At 45.8% G+C, this 24,200-nt stretch carries 16 protein-coding genes and 2 riboswitches; of the genes, 1 reads left to right on the forward strand and 15 read right to left on the reverse strand.

What is annotated here, in order from left to right:
* Window positions 1–4 precede the first annotated feature (4 nt).
* The 5 genes from B2M23_RS20100 to B2M23_RS20120 form a co-directional block, all read right to left on the reverse strand.
* Window positions 5–1,441, reverse strand: a complete 1,437-nt coding sequence (locus B2M23_RS20100) for a trimethylamine methyltransferase family protein (protein WP_038351281.1) — start codon at window positions 1,439–1,441, stop codon at window positions 5–7.
* Window positions 1,442–1,460: 19 nt separating this feature from the next.
* On the reverse strand, window positions 1,461–2,744 hold the full coding sequence (locus B2M23_RS20105; protein ID WP_038351280.1) for an MFS transporter: 1,284 nt from the start codon (window positions 2,742–2,744) through the stop codon (window positions 1,461–1,463).
* A gap of 713 nt (window positions 2,745–3,457) precedes the next feature.
* A complete protein-coding gene (locus B2M23_RS20110) occupies window positions 3,458–4,585 on the reverse strand; it encodes a DUF362 domain-containing protein (RefSeq protein ID WP_038351279.1) in 1,128 nt (375 codons plus the stop codon).
* 99 nt (window positions 4,586–4,684) lie between these two features.
* The gene (locus B2M23_RS20115) at window positions 4,685–6,433 is read right to left on the reverse strand and encodes an ABC transporter ATP-binding protein (protein WP_038351278.1); all 1,749 of its coding nucleotides are present in this window, start codon (window positions 6,431–6,433) and stop codon (window positions 4,685–4,687) included.
* Complete coding sequence (locus B2M23_RS20120) at window positions 6,430–8,166, reverse strand: ABC transporter ATP-binding protein (RefSeq protein ID WP_038351277.1); 1,737 nt, start codon at window positions 8,164–8,166, stop codon at window positions 6,430–6,432. The genes B2M23_RS20115 and B2M23_RS20120 overlap by 4 nt, the downstream gene beginning before the upstream one ends.
* Before the next feature lie 114 nt (window positions 8,167–8,280).
* On the opposite strand from B2M23_RS20120, the gene B2M23_RS20125 reads away from it, so the two are divergent.
* Window positions 8,281–9,141 carry a LysR family transcriptional regulator gene (locus B2M23_RS20125; protein WP_038351276.1) on the forward strand — a complete coding sequence of 287 codons (861 nt, stop codon included), beginning with the start codon at window positions 8,281–8,283 and terminating at the stop codon, window positions 9,139–9,141.
* 66 nt (window positions 9,142–9,207) lie between these two features.
* Window positions 9,208–9,370: riboswitch (cobalamin riboswitch) on the forward strand.
* 399 nt (window positions 9,371–9,769) lie between these two features.
* Here the strand turns inward: B2M23_RS20125 and B2M23_RS20130 are convergent.
* From B2M23_RS20130 to B2M23_RS20175, 10 genes are all read right to left on the reverse strand, one after another.
* Window positions 9,770–10,525, reverse strand: coding sequence for a hypothetical protein (locus B2M23_RS20130; RefSeq protein WP_038351275.1), 756 nt, complete (start codon window positions 10,523–10,525; stop codon window positions 9,770–9,772).
* A gap of 10 nt (window positions 10,526–10,535) precedes the next feature.
* Entirely contained in the window at window positions 10,536–15,773 is a 5,238-nt protein-coding gene (locus B2M23_RS20135; protein ID WP_038351274.1) for a fibronectin type III domain-containing protein, read from the reverse strand.
* Between the two features lie 130 nt (window positions 15,774–15,903).
* A riboswitch (cyclic di-GMP riboswitch) is annotated at window positions 15,904–15,991 on the reverse strand.
* A 149-nt stretch (window positions 15,992–16,140) separates the two neighbouring features.
* Window positions 16,141–16,818 (reverse strand): phosphate signaling complex protein PhoU, encoded by a 678-nt coding sequence (gene phoU / locus B2M23_RS20140; RefSeq protein WP_038351273.1) that lies wholly within the window; start codon window positions 16,816–16,818, stop codon window positions 16,141–16,143.
* Between the two features lie 14 nt (window positions 16,819–16,832).
* Complete coding sequence (gene pstB, locus B2M23_RS20145) at window positions 16,833–17,594, reverse strand: phosphate ABC transporter ATP-binding protein PstB (RefSeq protein ID WP_038351272.1); 762 nt, start codon at window positions 17,592–17,594, stop codon at window positions 16,833–16,835.
* Window positions 17,595–17,605: 11 nt separating this feature from the next.
* Window positions 17,606–18,811 (reverse strand): phosphate ABC transporter permease PstA, encoded by a 1,206-nt coding sequence (gene pstA / locus B2M23_RS21760; RefSeq protein ID WP_038351271.1) that lies wholly within the window; start codon window positions 18,809–18,811, stop codon window positions 17,606–17,608.
* A 5-nt stretch (window positions 18,812–18,816) separates the two neighbouring features.
* The gene (gene pstC / locus B2M23_RS20155; RefSeq protein WP_038351270.1) at window positions 18,817–19,698 is read right to left on the reverse strand and encodes a phosphate ABC transporter permease subunit PstC; all 882 of its coding nucleotides are present in this window, start codon (window positions 19,696–19,698) and stop codon (window positions 18,817–18,819) included.
* A gap of 47 nt (window positions 19,699–19,745) precedes the next feature.
* Window positions 19,746–20,582, reverse strand: a complete 837-nt coding sequence (locus B2M23_RS20160) for a phosphate ABC transporter substrate-binding protein (RefSeq protein ID WP_038351269.1) — start codon at window positions 20,580–20,582, stop codon at window positions 19,746–19,748.
* 360 nt (window positions 20,583–20,942) lie between these two features.
* On the reverse strand, window positions 20,943–21,584 hold the full coding sequence (locus tag B2M23_RS20165) for a cytidylate kinase-like family protein (RefSeq protein WP_038351268.1): 642 nt from the start codon (window positions 21,582–21,584) through the stop codon (window positions 20,943–20,945).
* Between the two features lie 14 nt (window positions 21,585–21,598).
* Window positions 21,599–23,011, reverse strand: a complete 1,413-nt coding sequence (locus B2M23_RS20170; protein WP_081571321.1) for an MATE family efflux transporter — start codon at window positions 23,009–23,011, stop codon at window positions 21,599–21,601.
* Window positions 23,012–23,395: 384 nt separating this feature from the next.
* Window positions 23,396–24,130, reverse strand: coding sequence for a rubredoxin-like domain-containing protein (locus B2M23_RS20175; protein ID WP_227207411.1), 735 nt, complete (start codon window positions 24,128–24,130; stop codon window positions 23,396–23,398).
* Window positions 24,131–24,200: the final 70 nt, after the last annotated feature.

Below are 24,200 nucleotides of genomic sequence, written 5' to 3' on the forward strand. Positions count from 1 at the left end.
CGGGCTAGATCCCTTCTCTGTAAGCTTTCGGGATAAACGCGTCCAATAATCTGCATTGGTCTTTTGTCCGGTCTGGCGTCTCATAGGCCTCCAGACGCTTTTGAACCTCGTTCCCGGCTTTCTCTTTAATGCTGATTCCCCCTGCGTTCTGCCACTGATTTGGGTCCTCTTTATTGAACAAAGACGCTTTATAGAACTCTTCTCTGTACATCTTCGGTGTTCTGCCCTTTAAAAACGTTCCCCGTGGCCCAACCTTCCGGATGGCGTCAAAGCATAATTTCTCTTCCGAGCAGTCAATCCCGCTTCGCTCACGCTCAAGCATGCCAATAATTTCCTCATCCATAATAAATTTTTCAAGGCTCAATACATTAAAGGTGCCCATTGTCCCGATGGTATGGTAGATTACATCCGGCTGAACATCAATCGTTGCCTTTAGGAGCATCATCGTTTCAGCGCCAGCCTGTCCGTCTAAATCCTTGGCGTCTGATAAGGAGCCGCCTGTTCTGAAGGGCAGACCATAGCGATCCGCCAGCGCGGCAGTTCCGTAGGCGATTAACGCTGTTTCGGGTGTGCCGATGGTCAGCTGAAGTGTTTTTAAGTCTGAAGATCCCGATGTATTCCCATAGACAAAGCCCGTTCCTGGCCGTATCAGCTGTATGAGTACCAGCCCTGCCAGTATTTCCGCATTGTTCATTGAGAGGATGCCCGCCACCGAGGGCGGTCCTGTCAGCACTGGCATTGCGCAAGGTGATAAAATCAATGGCTGGTTCTCGTCGCAGGCCGCAAAAATCTTTTCGATTGGCGCGCTGTCATAGGTCAAAGGCGACAGCACGTTCAGGCTTCGATAGCATACATACCGGTCCCGGATCCCTTCAAATTCCTTAATCAGCTGGATACCTTTCCGCGTCAAATCATAAACAGCTCCGGGACCCAGGCCCAGGGTCATTTCATTGGCATTTATATGGCTTTTCCCCGAATATTTTAAGTCCATGGCGTAAACGCCAAATATTTTTTCCTCATCTGTAAATTGCTTTGTATCCGGAAACTGGTTCAGTACGGCGGAGTCGATGACAGGGCTCATGATTCCCATTTTAAACTGATTAATATTGTCTTCATTCGTTGTTTTTCGGATTTTTTCCCCATCCTGAATGTAGATGTTGGAAGCAAGGGCGATTTTCATCATGCTGCCTCCGCCAATTTCCATATTTTTATAGGAATTGGAATAAAGCATAAATTTTTCAGGCGCTGTTTTTAAAGCGGCATCCAGCATTTTCTCATCAATAAAAACAGTCTCGCCCTCTACTCTTGCACCGTGCTTTCTAAATACATCCAGCGCGCGCTCATTTTCAAAATTAACACCGATTTCTGATAGTATTCTCAACGTATTTTCATGTATTTTTTCAACGGACGCTTTTGAAATATACTGTTCATAGGCTTTCATATTCTATCTTCTCCCCATTTCACACAGATGCTTCTGTGTTTTTTTTATCCGCAATTTTCCCTTCTTTTTGAATCACTGCCAGCTTTGCGATGGTCTCCTTATTTCGTTTATGAAAAATAATGGAGATAATACATGCAAATACGGCGCCTGCCGCTGCCGCTATAAAAATAAAGCGGTATGCCAGCTCCGGCGGATAGGTATCCAGCCAGTTACCGATGATGATCGGCATAAAGCTATCAGGTAAAAACCCAATGGTCGAGATAATCCCAATGACGGTACCCGACATATACATTGGAATATCCGCTTCTGGCAGGGTTGCAAAATAAATACCTCTGGCTGCCCCAAGGATAATATATCCCAGCGCTGTTCCGATAAATACCAGAATCACAAGAGAGGCCTGCTGTGGAATAATCGCGATAAAAATATTGATGACTGCCAGCAGCGCGGTTACAATAATCAACAATTTTGAAATCCCGGTTTTATTGCTGACATTTCCTGAAATCAGGGCTCCGATGGGCTGCATATAATCCCTGAACATGCCCAGAATCGCTCCCAGAGTTATAGACAGGCCAAACATCTGCGTCCCGTATGGTGTCATGTAAGGCGTTGTCGTGCAGGAAATAAACGCGCCAAAAACAATAAAGGACATCAGCCAGACGTTTGGGTTTTTCAGACAGGTTAAAAGAATCTTCCCAATGCCGAGATTTTGGTCCTTATCTGGTTCATCTCTTTCAAAGAAAATCCAAATGAGAATTCCGATTAATATACAGGCGCCGCCAAAGATGAAAATAACCACCTGCATACCTGTTACAATATTGGAAAACTGGCTGAAAATAAAAATGGCAATTGTCCCAAGAACTGCTGCCAGAATACTTCTGGTCCCCTCAACATCTCCCTGGGCTTTCCCCTCTTCACCTGGTCTGGCAAAAATACGGATCGCTTTGATCAAAGCCGACCAGAAGGTTAAGGTGGTGGTAACCCCTAAAATAGCAAAAAGCACTACCGCGACACGATAATCGGGAATTGTGCCAAACCCAACGCACAACAGCCCTGAAGCCACATATGAAAAAGCCAGCAGCTTTCTTGCTGAAAACTTATCCGCTACCAATCCTCCTAAAAAATATGTGGCAATTGTCATGGTTGTGTAAGCGCTTGTCATAATTCCAAGCTCCACGTTTGTGACATTGAACGCCTGGATTAACGCGTCATAAAAGCTTGCTTTCATATAAGGCACATAATAGATAATGCTTGCGCCACACAGGCAAATAAATTGAATCGCTCGTTTAAAATCAAATTTTTTCATTTTTTCCCCCTTGGATTATTATAAAAACATTGTTACCGCGAGCCTTCAGCCTTCTTGTACGCATTGTTCCCCCTTTCACATAAGACGGCTTGAAATTAATATTTGCAAATTTTGTGCCAAGCATATTTTTTATTTTTTTACGAAAATTTACTCAAAATCCTTTTTTTATATCTTTTTTTCTTTTATGACGATGCTAAATATAGAGTTTGGTTTTTTTATTATTCTTTTTACACAAAAAATTGCGCGCAATTTTTTGTGCGTCTCACTTTAAAACCTTTACATTGTAAGTTTACATTCTATTAAGCGCAATATTTTTTTGCGCTTTGAGCTTGAATTTCATATTTTTTTGTAAATTAAATATTTTCGGCAAATAAAAAAAGCATTCATTCCTGTAAAACTGGAATGAATACCTCTAAAATAAAAAGCTGCCTGAACGATCAGGCAGCCGAATTGTCAAAAAACCCAAGAGACGAAGCCTTTTACCTAAGGAAGAAAAAAGCGTCCTGCGGGCACCACTTTCACGCAGATAGCTTCTTCACTAAAGTAGAAGCTTGATCTCACCAGTGTCCGGCTGTTCCGCTAAAGCAGCACGATTCCCGGCCGTCTACCACAACGCCTCGACCTTTTTTCTTATCTGGGTAAAAGGCACAGTCTCGGACTGTGTCACTTTTTTGACAGTCTAAAGCTGCCTGATCGTTCAGGCAGCCTTTTCACTATTTTACTTCAATCAATTCATATTGTCTGGTTCCAAGCCCGATTTTTTCTGCGTGCTCCAGACATACGCGCCAGTCCGTTTCCGGGTGTGTGCAGGTAAAACGGTCGTGGTCTTCAGGGTCATGGACATGGTTTTTATGAATCTGATCTGCCAGATAGCTGCCGGGGATGATGGGCGCTTTGTTGCAAGCGTCGGCGCATGCCATGTCAAGAGCTACCGGATCATAAGAAGCAAACATGCCGACATCCTGAATAATCGGCAGGTCATTTTCGGCATGGCAGTCGCAGAATGGTGAAACGTCCATTACCAGGCTGATATGAAAATTCGGACGGCCTTTTACAACCGCCAGACTGTACTCAGCCATCTTCTTGTTGAGCACGTCAAAGCTTTCGTCATTTGGCGTAGCGATGGCATCAAAGGGGCAGATCCCGATACAGCGTCCGCATCCTACACATTTGTCATGGTCAATTACGGCTTTTTCCGGATATGAGATGGCATTCATCGCACAGATATCCTTACAGACTTTACAGTCGCGGCATTTCTTTTCAATGACATGGGGCTTTCCGGCATTGTGCATTTCCATTTTTCCGCGTCTGGAGCCGCAGCCCATCCCTATGTTCTTAAGAGCGCCTCCAAAGCCCGTGTTTTCATGGCCTTTAAAATGGCTCAGTGTAATGAAGATGTCCGCATCCATAACAGCGCGTCCTATTTTTGCCTCTTTGATGTATTCACCATTCACCGGCACTTCCACCTCATCGGTTCCCTTAAGGCCATCGGCAATGATCAGCTGACAGCCGGTAGTAAATGGATTATAGCCATTTTCATAGGCAGCGTCGAGATGCTCCAGGGCGTCCTTCCGGCGCCCTACATACAGGGTGTTGCAGTCTGTCAGAAAGGGCTTGCCGCCCTGCTCTTTAATCAGCTCCACCACAACCCTGGAAAAATTTGGCCGGAGATAGGCGATATTTCCAGGCTCTCCAAAATGGATTTTAATGGCTGTAAATTTATTTTCAAAATCAATTTCGGTCATTCCTGCCTCAATGATCAGCTTCTTAAGCTTTTGCAGGAGATTCATTTTGGGATTTGCCCTGAAATTCGTAAAGTAGACCTTTGCTTTTTCGTTCATATTTATTTAACGCCTCCTTGAATTGTTCCAAATTATTTTATCATAAACCCGTCGGTTTCGGTACTTGTTTTAATATCTTGTAATCGTAAAGTAAAACAGCTATTCGTTTCCCTCAAACTGGCTGTTATAAAGCTTTGTATAAAAGCCGTTCTGCGCCAGCAGGGTCTCATGGTTTCCCCGCTCAATAATACGCCCCTGGTTCATAACCAGAATCGTATCGGCGCTGCGGATGGTCGACAGGCGGTGGGCAACCACAAAGCTGGTCCTCCCCTTCATCATATCATTAAAGGCGTTCTGGATGCGTACCTCTGTCCGTGTGTCAATGCTGCTGGTCGCTTCATCCAGGATCAGCATAGGCGGTTTGGTCAGCATCACTCTGGCGATACAGAGGAGCTGGCGCTGTCCCTGGGAAAGATTGTCCCCGCCTTCGGCAATCTGGGTATCATACCCCTTTTCAAGCTGCCTGATAAAGCTGTCCGCATAGGCTTTTCGAGCCGCCTCAAGGATCTCCTCATCGGTGGCGTCCGGCCTGCCATAGGCTATATTTTCCCGGATCGTTCCAGAGAACAGCCAGGTGTCCTGAAGCACCATGCCGTACTGCCCCCTGAGGCTGCTGCGGGTAACGCTTTTTACCGGATGCCCGTCCACTGCAATACTGCCGCGGTTCACATCATAGAAGCGCATGAGCAGGTTGATAATCGTGGTTTTTCCGCAGCCGGTCGGTCCGACCAGCGCGATCCGCTGCCCTGGCTCAGCAGTGATGTTCAAGTCCTTAATAAGGCGTGTATCCGGCTGATATGAAAAGTCTGCATGCTCCACACACACCGCGCCTTCTGCCGGTGGCAGTGCCGGCAGCTCTGCGTCACTGGGCTCAGGCCGTTCATCCAGCAGGGCGAAAACTCTCCTGGCCGAGGCAAAGGCTGTCTGGATTTCTGTCAGCACGCCGGTCACCTCATTAAAGGGCTTGGTGTACTGGTTAGCATAAGACAAAAAGCTTGACAGCTGCCCGACGCTCAGGCCTCCTCCAATGACTAAAACAGCCCCGGTTATGCCCACAGCGGCATAAACCATAGCGTTGACAAATCGTGTGGAGGGGTTGGTCAGCGAGGAGTAAAACTGGGCGCGCACGCCGCAGCGGTAAAGACGCTGGTTGATGGCCTCAAACGCCTGCTCTGCCTTTTCTTCATGGCTGAAAGCTGTAACGACCTTCTGATTTCCAACCATCTCTTCTACGAAACCGCTCAGGTCACCGCGCACCACAGACTGCTCTTTAAACTTACTGTATGAAAGCCTCGCGATGATCCCTGCCACAAAGATGGATAAGGGCGTTACCAGCACCACAACTACCGTGATGCTCATATTGATTGACAGCATGAACGCCAGCGTACCCAGAATCGTCACCACTCCGGTAAAAAGCTGGGTCAGGCCCTGAAGCAGGCCATTTGAAATCAGCTCGATATCATTGACAAAACGGCTCATCAAATCGCCGTGAGAATGGCTGTCGATATATTTCAGCGGCACAGTATTAAACTTCTCAAAAGCATCTTTTCGGATATTCTGAATCGTTTTATAGGTAATCTGGTTGGTGCACAGGCTCATGAGATACTGGAAAACAACGGTAACGCCGATATTAACCCCGAGAATGATCACATAGCGCATAATGCCTGAAAAATCCACCTGACCCGGCCCTACGATATAATCGACCCCGTGGCCGATCAAGATGGGCATCCATAAGGACAGTGCGATGCTGATTATTGCGCAGACAAGGCCCAGAAAAAGAAAAATGCCGTTTGGCTTTGCATAAGCCCATAATCTTGGGATAACCGGTACTTTATTTTCTTTTCTCATTGGCTGGCCTCCTGACTGCTCAGCTGTGAAAGGCAGATTTCGCGGTATACACCGCAGGTCTTAAAAAGCGTTTCATGGCTGCCGAATCCTGCCATTCTTCCCTGATCCAGCACGATGATCCGGTCGGCGTTTTTTACAGTGGTGACCCGCTGTGACACCATAAGCACCGTCATGCTGTCGGTTTCTTTCTGTATGGCCTTTCTGAGGGCCGCGTCTGTGGCAAAGTCAAGGGCGCTGGCACTGTCATCCAAAATCAGAATCTCAGGACGGCGCACCAGTGCTCTGGCGATGGTCAGGCGCTGCTTCTGGCCTCCAGACAGGTTCTTTCCGCCCTGGTATATTTCAGTGTCTAACCCCTTTGGCATTTTTTGAATGATTTCAGCCGCCTGGGCAATTTCCAGCGCCCGACCGATTTCCTCATCATTTGCCCGTGGATTTCCCCATTTCATATTCTCCCGGATCGTTCCGGTAAAAAGGACTGCTTTTTGAGGAACCATGCCGGTTTTTAATCGCAGCTGCTCCAAAGGGTATTCTTGTACCCTGATCCCATCTACGCGAATATTTCCCCCGGTTACATCGTAAAAACGGGGAATCAGATTGACCAGTGTACTCTTCCCCGAACCTGTACCGCCGATAATGCCGATAGTCTCACCCTTTTTAATCGAAAAGCTGAGATTTCTCAGGGCATACTCATTATTTTGATTGTAAGAAAAAGAAACATTTTCAAATTTTATTTCATCATCCGTTTCGGCGGATACTTCGGATAAACGCGCACTGCCTGGGGTGATTGCAGGCCTGGTATCAAAAACCGCATTAATCCTCGCCGCGCTGGCGGCTGCCTTGGTAAAGATCACCACAAGATTGGCCGCAACGATCAGCGCCAGCAGAATCTGCGTCATATAATTGATAAAGGCAATCACCTCTCCCTGGCTCAGATCACCGGCGTTGACACGGATGCCGCCAAACCAGAGGATAAAGAGAATGGCGACATTGACAATGGCATAGGTAAGAGGATTGAGCAGCGACGAAATACGCCCGGCCTTCAGCGATGCTTTCATCAGATTCTCATTTGCCGCCGCAAAACGGGCCGTCTCGCTCTCCTGCTTTGAAAACGCCCGGATTACCCGTACCCCGTCCAGATTTTCACGGGTAATGAGTGAGATCCCATCAATCTTCGACTGAATTTTTTTGTAAACCGGCACGGCACGGCTCATGACAAAATAGATGGTCAGCGCAATGAGCGGCGCCGCCACCAAAAAGACAACTGACAGCTTGAGATCAATAGTCATTGCCATAATCGTCGCACCGATAATTAAAAAAGGTACCCGCAGTAAAAGCCGGATGCTCATGGCCACTGCCACCTGCAGCTGGTCGATATCATTGGTTATCCGGGTAATGAGGGACGGGGTTCCGATTTTATCAAGCTCGGCATAGGAAAGCCGGTTAATGTGCGCAAAAAAATCACGCCGCATAAGTGTGCCGGTCCCCTGAGAGGCCCTGGCGGCAAAATATTGAGCAATCAGTGCAAAGCACAGGCCTGCCGCACCCAGAGCCACTATCAGCCCTCCCATATGATAAACATACCGGGTATCACCATTTTTTATTCCCACATCAATAATGCTGGCCATAACAAGCGGGACAATCAGCTCAAAAACCGCCTCGGTCAGCTTGAAAAATGGTCCGAGGATCATCTCTTTTTTAAAGTGCTTAAGATAATGCGCTAGTTCTAACATTTCTCTTCTCCTGTCTTTACGTCTTATCAGGACTATGTTATCATAAAAACAACCATATGAATAATATTTAGTTTATATATCTTCTATATAAAAAACAAATAGAAAGGAGTCACAATGGATCTCAAACAGCTGCTTTATTTTAAAACAGTGGTGGAGGAGGGGACAATCTCCGCCGCGGCTAAAAAGCTAAATCTCTCTCAGCCTCCGCTCAGCCAGCAGATCAAACAGCTGGAATTCGAGCTGGGTGTCACGCTGATGGAGCGCGGCGCCAGAAAAATCACGCTGAACGAAGCAGGCAGAGTGTTGTATGAAAAGGGCTGTACCCTGCTCACACTGGCAGAACAGACCGTGCAGGAGCTCCGCGATATTCACGACGGCCTGGAGGGCACGCTCACCCTCGGCACTATCTCTTCTTCCGGCGCTATCATTTTGTCGGACGCGCTCCCGGCTTTTCATTCCCTGCACCCGCATATCCGGTTCGAGCTTCACGAAGGTACCACTTTTCAGGTTATCGATTTCTTAAATGCTGGCATCATCGAGCTCGGTATTGTCCGCACGCCCTTTCATTCAGAAGGATTTGAAACACATTTTTTAGAGTCTGAGCCCATGGTAGCAGTTGGCACTCCTGCTTTTTTTGAGAGCATCAACTCTGATATTATTACCCTCCAGGCGCTGTCCCAAAAGCCGCTGATCTATTATCGCCGCTTTGAGTCTCTGATTGAAGGCGCTTTTGAATCGGCAGGCTTGCCCTCAAAGGCGGTCTGCAAAAATGATGATGCCCGGACGTCTCTCATGTGGGCCAATGCTGGCATCGGCGTTGCGGTAATCCCCAGCTCCGCCAGCCGGATCATCGCCTCTGCCGATACTGTCTGTAAAAATATTGACGCCAAAGTTCTGAATACGCAGGTAGCCCTGATCTGGCGAAAGGGACATACCCTGAGCCGTATCGCCCGTTCTTTTTTGACCTTTTTTTAACATTGTAGCCTTCTTTCGTTTTCACCCTTGACAAACCACAATATCTGGTGTATCATATGGTTAGTTAAATATTGAATGATCCTATGTTCAAGGGAAAAAGGTGAAAATCCTTTGCTGTAATCGCAGCTGTAAGGTAAAATGCCCGTTTCAATCCACTGTCCTCACGGATGGGAAGGGAAACCGGATGATATTACCGAGCCAGAAGACCTATATAGGAGTTTATTCTTAAGTGCCTCCGATTTAGAGGGTTTGAGAGCTACCATGTACCATGTTAGTATTTTTTATCCTTCTTCGCACCCGGAGAAGGATTTTTTATTTCTCCTCCTTCCCGTGTACATGGTTGGACTTCAATGAACACAGAACCTACATCTCCAACAATTTAATCATCGCTCAATATTTGACACTTGTTTGGGATTAAAATCTGCCATTTTAAAACGCCAAAAGGGGTGGTGTGTAACACCCCTTTCCCCAAACAATTTAAACGGTTCCCAATATTTATTAAAATACTGTGTATTATTTATTAATACCGTCCTCCTTTTTTCTAGCTTTAACGCCTGAAAAGATTAATCAATTTCTCAAAAACAAAAATCCCGCTGAGTTTATCAGCGGGATTTTTGTTTTCATTTTTTTATAAGATTTTTTTGCGTTTAAAGGCCATCAGCCCTGCCAGCATGACAATAAGTATGCCCGATGTTATAAAGGCCGCGGCGCCAGGGTCTGTAATGACGCCGGTCGATGGGTTTCCAGAACCGTATGGCGCAGCGGACGACGGCGCAGCAAGATTTTCTGTGCTGTCTGGATTCTCATTGTCCTGGCCGTTTTCCGGACTATCTGGCCTGGTGTCCGGCTTTTGATCAGGATCTGATGTATCCTGATGCTCGATAACCAGATTATCGTCGGAATCTTTATCCAGTCCGATTAGCTCAACTGTGCTCTTCTGATAATCCGAAACATCAACCATTTCAAGATGGCTAGCTTCAATGGTGTATTTTTCACCTGTTTTTCCCTTAACTGTCAGCGTGCCGATGTCAATTTTGCCTGCTGGCAGCTGCCCTTTTCGGGTAACGGCCAGCGTGGCTTCTTTTCCATCATTTTTTGTGATAATTTTCACACGGCTGTCCTCTGTGCTGAGGGTACTGCCTGCCTGGATTGTTCCGGTAAAGGCTGCTCCGTCACCGGAAATTTTTAATTCAAGGGAAAAGCCTTTAATGGCTTTATCCCCCAGATTCGTCAGCGTAAGATTAACCTGATTCGCGCTTTCTCCTTTTGTGACCAACAGCTCAGGTCCGTTATCTGCTGCCATGACTGGCATTGAAAAAAGGATTGCCATGAGGGTTGCAAGACAGCCTATGCCTATTTTTCTCAGTTTTTTATTTTGCTTCATTACTGCTCTCCTATTCCTCTGGTATCTGTTCGCCGGTCAGCCTGATGTTCGGCAGGCTATCGGGTAATTCTACGTCAAATGTATCACTGGTCAGGCGCTGCCCTTCATTTGTTTCCATGTTATTAACTCGGTATAGCTCAACCTTAACCGCCCCCGGAAGCTTCTTCATATCCAGCTGCTCCTTATCAATCCAGTAAATCCAGGTTCCCTGGCTGATTTCACCGATATTACCATTTTCCGGTATATTGGCCATAAAGATACTTGCTGCTTCATTATCCTTACCGACAACATTGTTGCCGTCCTGATCTTTCAGCAGCACAGCATTAAAGCCCGGATGTCCGCGATAGCTGCCTGTAAAGATAAGGGATCCAGCTTTAATGGCCGGCTGGTCTGGATCATAGACGAAATCCTCTTCCAATAGTCCTATGCCATTCTGCTCAAGCTCCACATTATCTCCCGGAGGTCCAATAATATCAAACTCTGCCGCGCTTACGCCTGCTGCACCATTTGCTATGATCCGCACATACTCTGCCCGGTAGGTGATCAGCTGGTTCGCACCCTCCTGGTCCTTTTCATTAAAGTAAACGGTCGCTTCAGGCTTTTCTGTGGTCATTGCGAAGCTGCCCTTTGCGGCATCCTGCCATTTCACACCATCCTCACTTACCTGGATGGTATAATTTTTGATGGTATTCTCCACAAAGGCTCCATCTTTTACTGCTGCTGTGTATTTAAAGCCGACAACAGGCATATTTTCATGCAGATTGATGGTAATCTGCGGATTGTTTGTGGTCTTAGTTCCTTCATAGATACTGCTATAATCATTGTCATAGAGCTTGGCCAGCGCCGGGTGGCTTAAACCTGAGCCCGTACAATCCTCGATATATTCATCGCCTTCCGAAGTCATATCTGTATCCATGGTCCATTTTGTCTTCGCGATGCTGCCGTCATGCTGGATTTTGATCGGTTCGAGCGCCAAAGCTTCGGTTTTATTCAGGTAATTGTCATAAGCGACCACCTCGTATTTCAGCACACGATTGTTCATGGAGGAAATCACGTCTGTATAGGTATTGTCTGTTGTAAAGCCAACTACCTCGCCATTTCGGATAATTTCATAGCCTAAAATCGCTTCGGAACTTTTGTTTACGCCCAAATTGAAACTAATCTGTTTTGAGTCCTTCCCATCTTCCACTTTATGGTTCAGAGTCGCCTCAACCTTTGTATTCTTAGCCATCGCCGGCGCTTTTTCAATCCGTTTGTGTCTGGCGCCGTCGTTCAGGTAGTAGATTGCCCGTTCCTCTTTGGGATACTTGCTCACATATTCAATGGTTTCTTCGTTTGGCGTCAATCCCCACTTTTCAAAATAAGCGGTTAAGTCTTTCTTGGCTGTATCACTCGCCATACGGATTAACAGGTTATCCTTATCTGTCTTCATCGTATTTCTTCGGTAATTTTGATACAGGCGGCCATAGAAGCTGTCGGGATCATCGAGATTGTTGTAGGTATCATCATACGCGAGGTGCAGCTGCCAGAACATGCCCAGCTGTGTGAATACATTGCTCGCGTAGCCCTTTGTGCCAGAAGTGACCTTCTGGTAAATCCCAGGGTAATCGGCCCGTGCTTCTGCTTTTTCGTCAAAGGTTTTTACAAGCTGAGACAGAATATTATTGGAGGTTTCACCGTAGACCATGTCACCCTCATCGGTCACATGTCCAATTTCATGGGCGATCCCCCAGCCATAGAGGTTTCCGCCTCCCATGGTTCCATCCGCCTGTTTCGTATGTGGCCGTCCGTGTGTCATGCCGCCGACTGAGCCATACTCAATGCCGATATGCTGGCCGGTAGCATACATAAACGCGCCGGTAAACATACGGGTATACCGGATATTAATTCTGGAACCAGGCCATTTATCTTTTGCATCCTCCGCATCTCTGGACAGTCCTTTTGAATTATAGGTGATGTCCATCAGCTGTTCCATGGCCAGGCTATTCTGATAAAGCTGTTCAATCTGTTCGCTTTCGCTGCCGTTAAGGGCTTCGAGCACAGCTGTCGCCGGCACAGAAAGCAGCATCTGGTTTGTCATAATATCTGTACTGTTGTAAATGCTGGATTTTTTATCCCATTGATATTTCGATTCTTCACCGGCATACATGTCCGGCACTTTGGCGACAAAATCTTTCAGTTCTTTAATATAGGACTGGATCGCTGCTTTTGAGTCATTTTCATCTGTAATTCCCGTTAAATTCAAGTACGGGATCTTTGTTGCTCCCGCCACTCTTACCTTGATATCCTTACCGGATGGGCTGGCGTTTGGATAACGGATATACAGGGCTCCGCCGCGTTCACTATCTTCGCCGCCAATCTGCTCAAGGGTAATTTCATTCTTCCCTTTCTTTAAATTAACGGTCTTGCTCCAGCCTGTTTTGACGTCAGGATGGTATTGAGTATAGACAAGCTGCGGGAGGACACTCCCTTCTGTTCCCACATAAACATTGATGGTATCGCCTGCTTTTGCGGCCAGGCCCAGCGGCTGAAAATCATTCAGCGCCATGGCAAAGCCCAGATTGCCATTTTTGGCGTTTGATACATTCTGGTCCACAAGAACCGTATCATCAATATTGGTTTCACTCAGAATCGCTTTTGCCAGCGTGAGCTCTGAAAGGATGGAATCCTTATCCGGATGGAACTCTCCGCTCACAGCATCTGGAGTATTGGCGCGCTCAATAAGCTTATCCACAACCTCCATGGTTACACTGTCCCTCAGTTCCACATGTAAATCATCCACGAACAGAGCGTTTGTTTCATCTGCCAGACTGTCATAGGCGTAGAATTTTATTTCCGAAATGCGGCAGCGCGCATTCGGAGCGCCTGGCCAGTAGAGCGCCGGATTCATCTGAATTTTTACAGGTTTAATCTTTTCATTGATGCGGATACGGTAGTATTCTTTTCCATTGGTGCTCTTTTTCGCCTGAACCACAAAATCTTTTCCGATGTTCAGGTCGTGTGCCTGCCCGGCCTCATCCCACCAGCGGATTTTCATGTATGCGTTATAAGTACTTGGCTCACCTTCGCCGCGCACCAGCACTATATCATTCATTTCATAGGACTGGTCAAATTCTACGACCGGCGCCTGAAGCTTGCCTGACCAGCCGCCGGCATCCCAGCCCCCATAGTTCCAATACGAGGAATAGTCATTGTCCACAATATCAAATTTATCATAGGCCTGTTCATAATCACTTTCCTTTAAATAGGGATAAGTGACGTCCTTAATATGGGCAGTGGGCTGGTTAATCTCACCGGCACGGTTGATCAGCTTATAATTTGAGGTAACCGGCGGCTCGATGGATTCTGTGGCGCAGGTATATACAGATGATTTTGCCCCTTCGCCAATGGCGTTATAGCCGGTCAGATAAACCTCATATTCAGCCTGATCCTTAAGGTTTTCAATCACATAGCTGGTGTTTTCTAAACCCCCAACCTTGGTGTATTCACCGTTTCCCTTTTCACGGTAGTAGACATTATATCCGGTAGAATTTTTTTGTTTTTCCCAGTTAACTGTAATCTGGCGGTATCCGCCTTTTAGCGTGATCCCCTCTGGCTGCTCAGGCACTGAGGTTGGCAGCGGTATTCCTATTACGGGCGCGCTAAAGCCGCTTTCCCAGTTTCCGCCCTCTGATCGGTTAACAGACTGAACCGAAATTTTATACTCCACAAAGTTGGTCAGATCACTGATCGTCAGGGAAGTTCCATCCACAGGCGTCAGTACAGTCTCTGCCTTACCGCTTTTGGGGTCCGTATAACTCATTTTGACCTCATAGCCTGTTACATTACTCTGTGCTTCCCAGCTGACACTCAGGCTTTCATTGCCAGAGGCTACCTGAACGTTTGTCGGGATGCTCGTCACCTGCTCGACAATCTTATCCTTGGTATTATTCAAGAATTCAACCTTTGAAATTTCCGCCAAATTACTGCTCGCCTTATTGGTTTCTTTTACAATGATCGTAACCTTTTTAATCGCGACCTGCCCTTTCAGGTCAACAACAATGGTTGACGGGGAGGCTTCATCGGTTAAAAAGAGATAATCCGCCTTGTCCTGAAGGTCAAACTTATAGCTATGTATCTCTTCAAATTCATCGGTCACCTCAATGGTTCCCCTCTTTGGCGCATTTTCAAGCCCCAGTTCACTTGGGGCAATGCGAAGCTCTGTCGCTACGACTGGCTCCTTCATTACAAGCGGAATTAACAGAGGCGTATCCTCTGAAATGCTGCTTCCATCCTCCCTGGCAAACTGAACCATGCCTGCCTGATCGGAGGCTGTGCTGAAAAGCTGGGCAATATCGCCGCTTTTTATCGTCACAGGATCCGTTTTATCTTTTTCGAAAGTCACGTTGCCGGGATCTACAATCGGGGAGGTGTCACTGATCTGTACTTTTCCTGAGTCATGGGACACACCCATATTTTCCTGTAAATAGACCAGATCGACAATATCCACGGTTCCATCTCCATTCAGGTCACAGTCTGCTTCAGAAGAACCAAGGCTTTTCATGACCGCATCGTAATCGGCATCGTCAATGCTGCCGTTTTGGTCGACATCGCCTGTTAAAATTGAACCGCCCATAAATTCGACACGCTTGGAGCTGCCCTGGAGGCTTACCTGCGCCTGGGCTGGTACCATCCCCTTGTCAGAGACTGTGACGGTGTAGTCGCCAATTGGCAGGCTGTAAAAATTGACATTGGCAAAATAAATCTTCGCATCGGGCTCCTGCTCATTGCAAAGAACGTTGCTGCTGTCCACTCCATTGGAATCTCTGTCAAAAAGCAGTGTCTTATACTGGATGCTCCTGCTGCCAAAATCCGTTGTGGCTTTTTCACTGATGACATCCTTTAAAGGAATTTCCTTGGACGTACCGTCGCTGGCTGCCAGAGTCAGGACTGCTGTTTCTGACAGCTTTGTCTTCGGCTGGTTAAAGTGGATTTCCACCTCGATATTTCCCACCAGGTCAGCAGACGCTCCTGCATAGATGACACCTGCCTCTTTATTTTCCGGCTGAGGCTCAGGAGACTCAACCGCCTCAGAAGATGGCTTCTCCGCACTTTCCGCTGTCTCACCCTCTTCCTGATTTTCTGTCACGGTATCATTCTCTGTCATTTGGGCAGCAGGCTCCTGTCCTGATTCTTCCGCCAGAATAGATACCGGAAAGCTCGCAAACAGCATAACAACTGACATAAAACAAGCTAACCATTTTTTCATGTTCTTTTCCTTTCCTTCTCTTATATAAGTACTCCCAGTCTTTTACCGCTTATCTCATTACGCTCGTATGAACAAAAAACGGCTGCGAAAGGGCGCAGCCGTGCGGTGTCCACCGATGATGATGGATTTCCGTAGCAGCTGGCTGCCATTACCGTTTACCGGCTTCAGGCCCTTTAGTTTTGCGTCTCTGCCTTTCAACAGATTTGCCCTTTTTACGTTTTAAAAACGTTATTAAATTAAAATCACTATAGACTATGTCTCATTATAACAGGCACGATTCTCCGCGTCAAGAATCATTGATTATTTTGCATTAAAAAGAAAAAGACCAGAGTAAAAAGCTACTCTGGTCAAAAATAAAAGCTAGAACTTACTCGTCTTCAGGAATTGTGTTTAAATCATTAAAATCCATATAATTTCCGGTCACAATAAAATATACTGTTTCAAAAATATTGGTGGCATGATCGCCGATTCTCTCCAGATGACTCCCAATAAAGGAAAAACTCATGGCCTGAAGAGCCATCTCCGGATTTTTGTTGATTTCTGCAATACAGTCACTGTGCAGGGTATTGTTCAAACGGTCAATTTCATCCTCATACCGGATCACATCGTCCATTTTGCTGATATCCTCATCAATATAAGCCTCTATACACATTTTCAGCTGGTCTTCCACCATCTTTGCCATCTGCGGAATATTATCAAGTTTTTTATAGTATTCCTCTTTGCGCAGACAGATCACTTTTTGGCAGATATTAACCGCTAAATCCGCGATTCTCTCAAGATTTGTAATAATCTTATAGGTTGAAGAAAGCCTTCTCAAATCCCCTGCGACCGGCTGCTGTCTTGCAATAACCTCACTGACAATCTGTTGAAGCTGAATTTCCTTTAAATCCACGATATCATCACGGCTGATAACACTTCTGGCCAGTTTTACATTCTGTTCTTCCAGCGCTGTAATTGAATCGGACAGCATCCGTTCTGCCTGAGAAGACATCAGCAGAATTTCATTCTTAATGGTTTTTAATTCTTCATTATAAACTTCTCTCATTATTCGCTCCTTTATCAACCAAATCGTCCGGTAATGTAATCTTCAGTACGTTTATCTTCCGGATTCATAAAAATGGTGTTGGTTTCATTATACTCGATGATTTCTCCCATAAGGAAAAACGCAGTCCTGTCTGAGATTCTGGCCGCCTGCTGCATGGAGTGTGTTACGATAATAATGGTATAATCCTTTTTAAGCTCCTCCATCAGGTCTTCAATTTTTGAAGTGGCAATAGGGTCAAGGGCAGAGGTTGGTTCATCCATCAGAATAACCTCTGGCTGCATGGCAATGGTTCGGGCAATGCAGAGACGCTGCTGCTGCCCGCCGGAAAGGCCAAGTGCCGACTTGCCCAGACGGTCGCTGACCTCATCCCACAGCGCAGCGCTCACCAGGCTGTCATGGACAATTTTATCAAGTTTCTTCTTATCTTTCAAGCCCTGGCATTTTGGACCATAGGCGATATTGTCATAAATACTCATCGGGAATGGGTTAGGCTTCTGAAAAACCATGCCCACCTTTGTTCTGAGCTGGATAACATCCGTATCTTTTTCATAAATATTTTTGCCGTCAAAATTCAGCGTCCCCTCAATACGGACAGAGTCGATTAAATCATTCATACGGTTCAGGCAGCGTAAAAATGTGGATTTACCACAGCCGGAGGGACCGATAAAAGCAGTTACTTCATTCTCATAAATATCAATATTGATTTTCTTCAGGGCCTGAAAATCGCCGTAATATAAATCCAGATCCTTCACATCAAATTTTTTCTTCTTATCCATTTTAACCTCGTCTATTTCTTATGGGCAACATCCAGCTTGTCTGCTGCCAGCCTCGATAAAATATTCAATACAATAACGATCAATACAATGACAATGCCAATGGCACAGGCCAGCTCAATGTTTCCCTCTTCCTTAGCCACATAGTAAGCCTGAACCGTCAGTGTGCTTCCCGGTGAAAACAACGTTCCTGGAATCTGCGCAACGGTCCCCGCCGTCAGCAGCAGCGCTGCCGATTCGCCGATTACCCGGCCAATACTCAGGAGCACCGCAGTCACAATACCAGGAACCGCCGAAGGCAGCACTACTTTAAACACTGTCTGAAGCTTGGTTGCGCCAAGAGCCAGTGAACCTTCACGATAGCTGATTGGAACAGTTTTAAGGGCTTCTTCCGTGCTTCTTATAATAACCGGAAGCAGAATAATCGCCACCGTTAAACTGCCTGACAGTAAGGATATCTGAAATTTCAGTGCGACAACGAAAAACGCCATCCCAAAGAGACCAAAGATAATCGACGGAATACCCGAGAGACACTCTGTGGCAAACCGGATCGCGTTGACCAGTCTGCCTGGCTTGGCATATTCGGTCATGTATATGGCCGCCAAAATACCGATTGGCAGCGCAATGATCAGTGACAGGAACACCATATACAGTGTGGTGATAATATTGCTGAAAATACCACCGCCTGGGTTGACCACCTTCAGCTTGAGCGTACTGCCGCCATCGTCGATCAGCTGGGCGATTTCCTGCAGTGATAAATCCGTCACGTCGGTGCCATCCACGCTCTCAAGCACATAATCTGTTTTGACCGCTGTGCCCTTACCCGTTGTATCCTTCGTGGCATTTAAGCTCGAGTCTTTTTCGATATAACTGAAAACCACCTGTTTGTGCTGTTCATTTCTCTTTGAATAGTCGACCTTCATAATAGCCGCCCCTAAAGACTCGATATAAAGCGGCTCGCCATCCGGCGTTTCATACTTTTTATAGTAATCCGATTTTGACAAAAGATCCGCTTCATTGATCGAGAGAGGAACCTCTTTTTTTTCTGCCATCTGATAGCCGACCTTATCATTAAAATCGCGGGTGATAAAGTTCCAGTCCACCATACCAATCCCTTTTACAAAGATAAAGCCAATGATAAATAATAAAATACCAAGAGTAATGGCTGTGGCAGCGTAAATAATTCCCTTTACGCAATTGTCTTTTACTTTTCTGCTCATGCTCCTCAGCCTCCAATTTTTGATTCGACAAATTTATTAACGATAAAATTGATGATCATAATAAATACAAACAGAACCACACCGGTGGAGAACAGAAGCTGCTGATGTACCCCAGAAGCATAGCCCATTTCAAGGGCAATATTGGTGGTTAATGGCCTGATCTGGTCAAAGAGGCTGGTGGGAATACCGGCGATAGGATTACCGCATACCAGCATAACCGCCATGGTCTCACCAATCGCCCGTCCGATGCCCAAAATAATACCTGTGATAATACCCGATCTGGCTGCTGGGATAATCACCTTGAAAATGGTCTGGATCTTAGACGCGCCCAGGGCCAGGGAACCCTCGCGGTACGCGTCAGGGACCGCGGATATGGAGGTTTCAGAGATGCTGACCACCGTCGGCAGGATCATGACGGCCAAGACAATGATCGTCGCTAAAAGGGATTCACCCTGGGCCATAGGCGAAATTTTCAGCACATAGGGCACAATGATCCCAAGGCCAAAAACACCGTACAGCACTGAGGGAATACCAGCCAGCAGCTCAACGGCAAACCGGACTATTTTTCCAATCCGTGTGCCTGCCAGCTCTGAGATAAACACAGCCGTCAGCAGCGCGATGGGTACACCAATGACAATGGCCCCCAGGGTCGCGTAAACTGAGCCGACAATCATGTAAAAAATACCATACATATCTGATCCAGGCCGCCATTCTGTCCCTGAAATGAACTTCCAGAAGGAGTAAGAGCCGTTAACAAAAGGCTCCAGCCCATTGACAAATACATAGATGGTAATGGTAACGACGCTGATGATCGATACAAGGGCGCAAAGTAAAAAAATCTTTTCAACAACTTTCTCGCCTACTTTGGTTTGTTTCTTTTCTTCCAAGTAAATGATCTCACTTTCTTAAAGAATTTTATTTTAAAAGCAGAATCCTATCTCACGCTGATTCCGCCATTTTTTTCTACAATGGTCTGTCCCTCGTCTGTCATAATAAAATCAAGAAAAGCTCTGGTCTGCGGTGTGAGGTTTTTTTCATTATAAAGCGCTAAAAATGGCCGTGACAGGCCATAGCTTTCATTTAGCACATTTTCCATGGTCGCCTCCACCCCGTCTACCCTGAGTGGTTTGACAGAGCGGTCCACAAAGGTAATGGACACATAGCCGATGGCATTGGGATTTGCCGAGACTGTGGACTGGACATTGCCGTTGCCCTCCTTGACTGTAGCGCTGGGCTTCAGCTGTTCTGTAAAATCCAGAAGCTCTTCCACCGCGGTTCGTGTTCCGGCGCCGTCTTCTCTCGATACCACCGCTATGGGGCGGTCTTCACCGCCGACTTCCTTCCAGTTAGTAATCTTCCCGGTGTAAATCGCCTTAATCTGATCTTTGGTCAAATCTTCTACAGAGTTTTCGTCATTGACGATCACTGCGATGCCGTCATAGGCAAATACCAGCTCAGTCAGATCTGTCTTTTCTGACTCCTTTAGCTCTCTGGAAGCGCAACCAAAGGAATATGTCCCATTCGCAGCGTTTTTAATGCCATCTGAAGAACCAGTGCCGCTGTAGGTAAATTTTACCGCCGGATGCAGTGCCCCAAATTCCGCGCCCTCGGCGTCTATAATTTTTTGAACAGAGGTGGAGCCCCCGCCGTTTATCTCTCCTGAAATTTCGCTTGAATAGGCAGGCAGTTCCTCATTGCCGCAGCCAGAAAACGAAAAAGACAGCAGAACCAGCACTGTCAATGCCGCGATCCAAGACAAAGATCTTTTCATTATTCATTCTCCTTCATGATTAACCTAAATTTAACATTACGGTAATCATATCAAAGAAAGCCGCCGGATTCGTGCAGAGAATGTTAAACCAATGTTAAATTCAGGTTAAATCGCACCACTTACACTCCGGTTTATCACACGCTGTATTTTGCCTTAAATCTTTTTTTATCTGATCAGAATCTTGTTTTTCTGTTCAGGACTCTTCAATTATAGCGAACCCATGTTAAGAGCGTATTACGAACAAGTTAAGGCTCAAAAATGTCACGTTTTCATAAAACTTTTTTGATTTGACACCATATTTCCTTTATACCCAAAAAATAAAAAAGCCCATTGGAAATCTCCAATGGGCTGTAAGGTTTTTTAACCTCTTGCCTTTTTTCGTATATTTCGTTTTTCAATGAAAGATTTGATAATATCCACACAGCTGTCTTCGCCTAAAGCGCCGCTGTTCAGGCACAGGTCATAGTTATCTGCCTGTCCCCATTTTTTGTCTGAATAATAGCTGTAGTAATTGCTTCGTCTTTTGTCAATCTTTTTAACCGTCTCCTCAGCCTTCTTCAGATTCAAATCATAGATTTTAGATACCTGATTAACCCGCTCCTCAAAATCCCGGTGAATAAAGACATCCACAGTATCCTCATCATCCCTGAGAACATAATTTGCGCAGCGCCCCACAATAACACAGGAGCCTTCGGCCGCAAATTTACGGATCACATCAGACTGGGCTAAAAACAAACGGTCGGTCATTGGCAACTCGACAGTTGGTGAAAAATGTCCGGCGCCAAAGAACGAACTGGTGGCAATGGAGTACAGCAGGGAATTGGTTGGAGTTTCTTCCAGGTCCTTAACCATTTCCGGATTAATACCGCTTTCCTTAGCGCCTTCGTCAATAAGCTCCTGATCATAAAACGGAATTTCCAGTGCTTTTGCCAGTTTCTTTCCGATGTTTCTTCCTCCGCTGCCAAACTGACGGGCAATGGTTATAATAATACGTTCACTCATGTCTGCTTCCCCCTTTATTCATTGGTTTCTAACTCTAGTTTACCTGTTTTTGCCAATAAATTCAAGTGTTTCATTTCAAACATGACTAAAACCAAGGCTAACAAAAAGGCCATGGCATCTGCAATCGGTCCTGCGTATAGGGCGCCGGTGACACCCGTAAAGGCAGGAAGAATGATAAACAGCGGTATCAGAAAAAGAATCTGCCTTGACAGCGAAATCAAAGTAGCCTTTAGCGGTTTACCGATGGCCTGGAAAAAGATCGAGGTGACCATCTGAAAACCGTTTAAAAAGCAGACAGCCAGAAAAACGCGAAAGGTCCTGAGTGCAAAATCATTATACAATGCGTCCTCCTGTCCAAAAATATTGACAATGCCCTGTGTGCAGAATTGAAACAGCAAAAATCCGATACAGGCAAACACCGTCGCGATTCCCGCAGACATAAAAAAGGTTTTCTTCACACGATCGTAATTCTGCGCTCCGTAATTATAGCCGATGATCGGCTGTGAGCCAACGCCGATTCCAATAAGGATAGACATCAGAATCTGGTTTACCTTCATGACAATGCCAATGGCAGATAAAGGGATCTCCGCGCCATATGGTGACATTGCCCCGTAATATGCCAGTACATTGTTGGTCACAATGACAACGACCGTAACTGCCAGCTGGTTTACACAGCTTGAAATGCCAAGTGAACAGACCATTTTACAGATTTTTCCTTTTAATTTCAGATACTCTTTTTTTAAAGCAATATTCTTAAAACGCACCAGATAAAACATCGTAATGACAAAGGTGGCGATCTGTCCAAGAATAGTCGCAAAAGCAGCCCCCGAAACGCCCCATCCAAAGATAAAAATAAATATTGGATCCAGAATGGTGTTGATAATAGCGCCTACAATCATAGCGGCCATCGAAAAACGAGGACTTCCATCTGCGCGAACAACTGAATTCAACCCAGCGCCCACCAGTACGAAGGGCAGACCAATAATAATAACACGTGTATAGGCTTCAGCATAGGGAAAAACAGTTTCCGTTGCACCAAACAGATGAAGCATCGGTTTTAACAGGAGCATCCCAAAAATAAAAAAAAGAATTCCAGCAATCGTCAGCATGGTAATCGTGTTTCCCACACCTCTGGCAGCTTCCTCATTTTTCCCCTCGCCCAGTTTCAGGCTAAAATAAGCCGCACACCCGTCGCCAATGAGCAATGCGATGGCTAAAGAGATGGTTACCAATGGAAAAGCTACATTTGTGGCGGCATTTCCAAGGTAGCCTACCCCCTGTCCAATAAATATCTGGTCAACAATGTTATAAAGTGCATTGACAAGCATTGACACAACGCAGGGCACTGCAAACTTAGCGATAAGCTTTCCAATTCGCTCAGTCGCAAAATACGAACTATCTTGTTTTTTAATCATTTCTTCCGACATATTCTCTCCTCTCTTCTTTATTAAGTAAAACTCAATCAATAGTTTCACACGAAACTAATTATAAATTTAAACCCGTTTAATGTCAATGAAAAATAAAAAAATCCGTCGCAATGACGGATTCAGCGCATCAAAAAACTTCAAGAGACGGAGCCTTTTACCTAAGGAAAAAAAGAGTCCTGCGGGCACTGCCTTTAAACTTGTATCTTCTTTAATAAAGTAGACGTTTGATCCCTCCAGTGTCCGGCATTTCCGGTAAAAAGTATGATTCCCGGCCGTTTACCGCAGCGCTTGGACCTTTTTCTTATCTGGATAAAAGGCGTAGTCTCGGCCTGCGCCACTTCTTTGGCAAATTGAATCCGTCATCATGACAGATCTATCATTTTCTTACCGTGTTGCCCGGTAATATGCATAGGTCATTGGCTCTGCTTTATGAAAAGCCTCGCCGCCGACAACTTTACCGATAAACATATTGTGTGTTCCGAGGTCAACCGTTTTTTCTACCTCCAGCTCAATGAAGCATAGGGTATTTGGCAAACCAGGGCAACCTGTTTTTTCACCTGTAATATAAGAAACATCTTTAAATTTATCTACGGTGTGCCCACTCTGAAAACCAAAATGCGTTACCAGATCATGGTTATTCTGACCAAGAACAGAAACGCCGAACACGCCGGATTTTTCGATCATTTCAGCTGTGCGGGTTCCTTTGTTGATGCATACACAGCCGCGCAGCGGCGTGTCTGTAATCTGAATGAAGCTGTTCGAGGTCATACCGTTAATTTTGTCCCCGTCCTTTGAAGAAATGATATACAATCCATAGCTGACATTAAACAGCAGGCTTTGCAGCTTATCCTTTTCTTCCTTAGAAAGGCCATCCTCGGGCTCATCCTCTACCAGCACAAATTTATCCGGTCCCACACCACAGATCGGGCATTTTTCCGGCGGTGTATCGCCCTCATGAATGTAATTGCAGACTGTGCAGCGCCATCTTTTAGGCTTTTCTTCTTCGATTAATTCAAACTTATCCGGTCCCACACCACAGATCGGACACTCTGCCGGCGGAGTATCACCTTCATGAATATAACCGCAGACCGTACATCTCCATTTTTTCAAAGTATTCACCACTTTCTTTTAATTTTCTACTCTCAATAATAAAACATTTTAGAATAATTTTAATTTAAAAAACAGTCTT

The sequence above is a fragment of the Eubacterium limosum genome (genome assembly GCF_000807675.2).
Classification (GTDB): Bacteria; Bacillota; Clostridia; order Eubacteriales; family Eubacteriaceae; genus Eubacterium; species Eubacterium limosum.

Coding starts and splice junctions, on each gene's coding strand:
- B2M23_RS20100 (WP_038351281.1), bottom strand. CDS start 1,441: ATGAAAGCCTATGAACAGTATATTTCAAAAGCGTCCGTTGAAAAAATA.
- B2M23_RS20105 (WP_038351280.1), bottom strand. CDS start 2,744: ATGAAAAAATTTGATTTTAAACGAGCGATTCAATTTATTTGCCTGTGT.
- B2M23_RS20110 (WP_038351279.1), bottom strand. CDS start 4,585: ATGAACGAAAAAGCAAAGGTCTACTTTACGAATTTCAGGGCAAATCCC.
- B2M23_RS20115 (WP_038351278.1), bottom strand. CDS start 6,433: ATGAGAAAAGAAAATAAAGTACCGGTTATCCCAAGATTATGGGCTTAT.
- B2M23_RS20120 (WP_038351277.1), bottom strand. CDS start 8,166: ATGTTAGAACTAGCGCATTATCTTAAGCACTTTAAAAAAGAGATGATC.
- B2M23_RS20125 (WP_038351276.1), top strand. CDS start 8,281: ATGGATCTCAAACAGCTGCTTTATTTTAAAACAGTGGTGGAGGAGGGG.
- B2M23_RS20130 (WP_038351275.1), bottom strand. CDS start 10,525: ATGAAGCAAAATAAAAAACTGAGAAAAATAGGCATAGGCTGTCTTGCA.
- B2M23_RS20135 (WP_038351274.1), bottom strand. CDS start 15,773: ATGAAAAAATGGTTAGCTTGTTTTATGTCAGTTGTTATGCTGTTTGCG.
- phoU (WP_038351273.1), bottom strand. CDS start 16,818: ATGAGAGAAGTTTATAATGAAGAATTAAAAACCATTAAGAATGAAATT.
- pstB (WP_038351272.1), bottom strand. CDS start 17,594: ATGGATAAGAAGAAAAAATTTGATGTGAAGGATCTGGATTTATATTAC.
- pstA (WP_038351271.1), bottom strand. CDS start 18,811: ATGAGCAGAAAAGTAAAAGACAATTGCGTAAAGGGAATTATTTACGCT.
- B2M23_RS20160 (WP_038351269.1), bottom strand. CDS start 20,582: ATGAAAAGATCTTTGTCTTGGATCGCGGCATTGACAGTGCTGGTTCTG.
- B2M23_RS20165 (WP_038351268.1), bottom strand. CDS start 21,584: ATGAGTGAACGTATTATTATAACCATTGCCCGTCAGTTTGGCAGCGGA.
- B2M23_RS20170 (WP_081571321.1), bottom strand. CDS start 23,011: ATGTCGGAAGAAATGATTAAAAAACAAGATAGTTCGTATTTTGCGACT.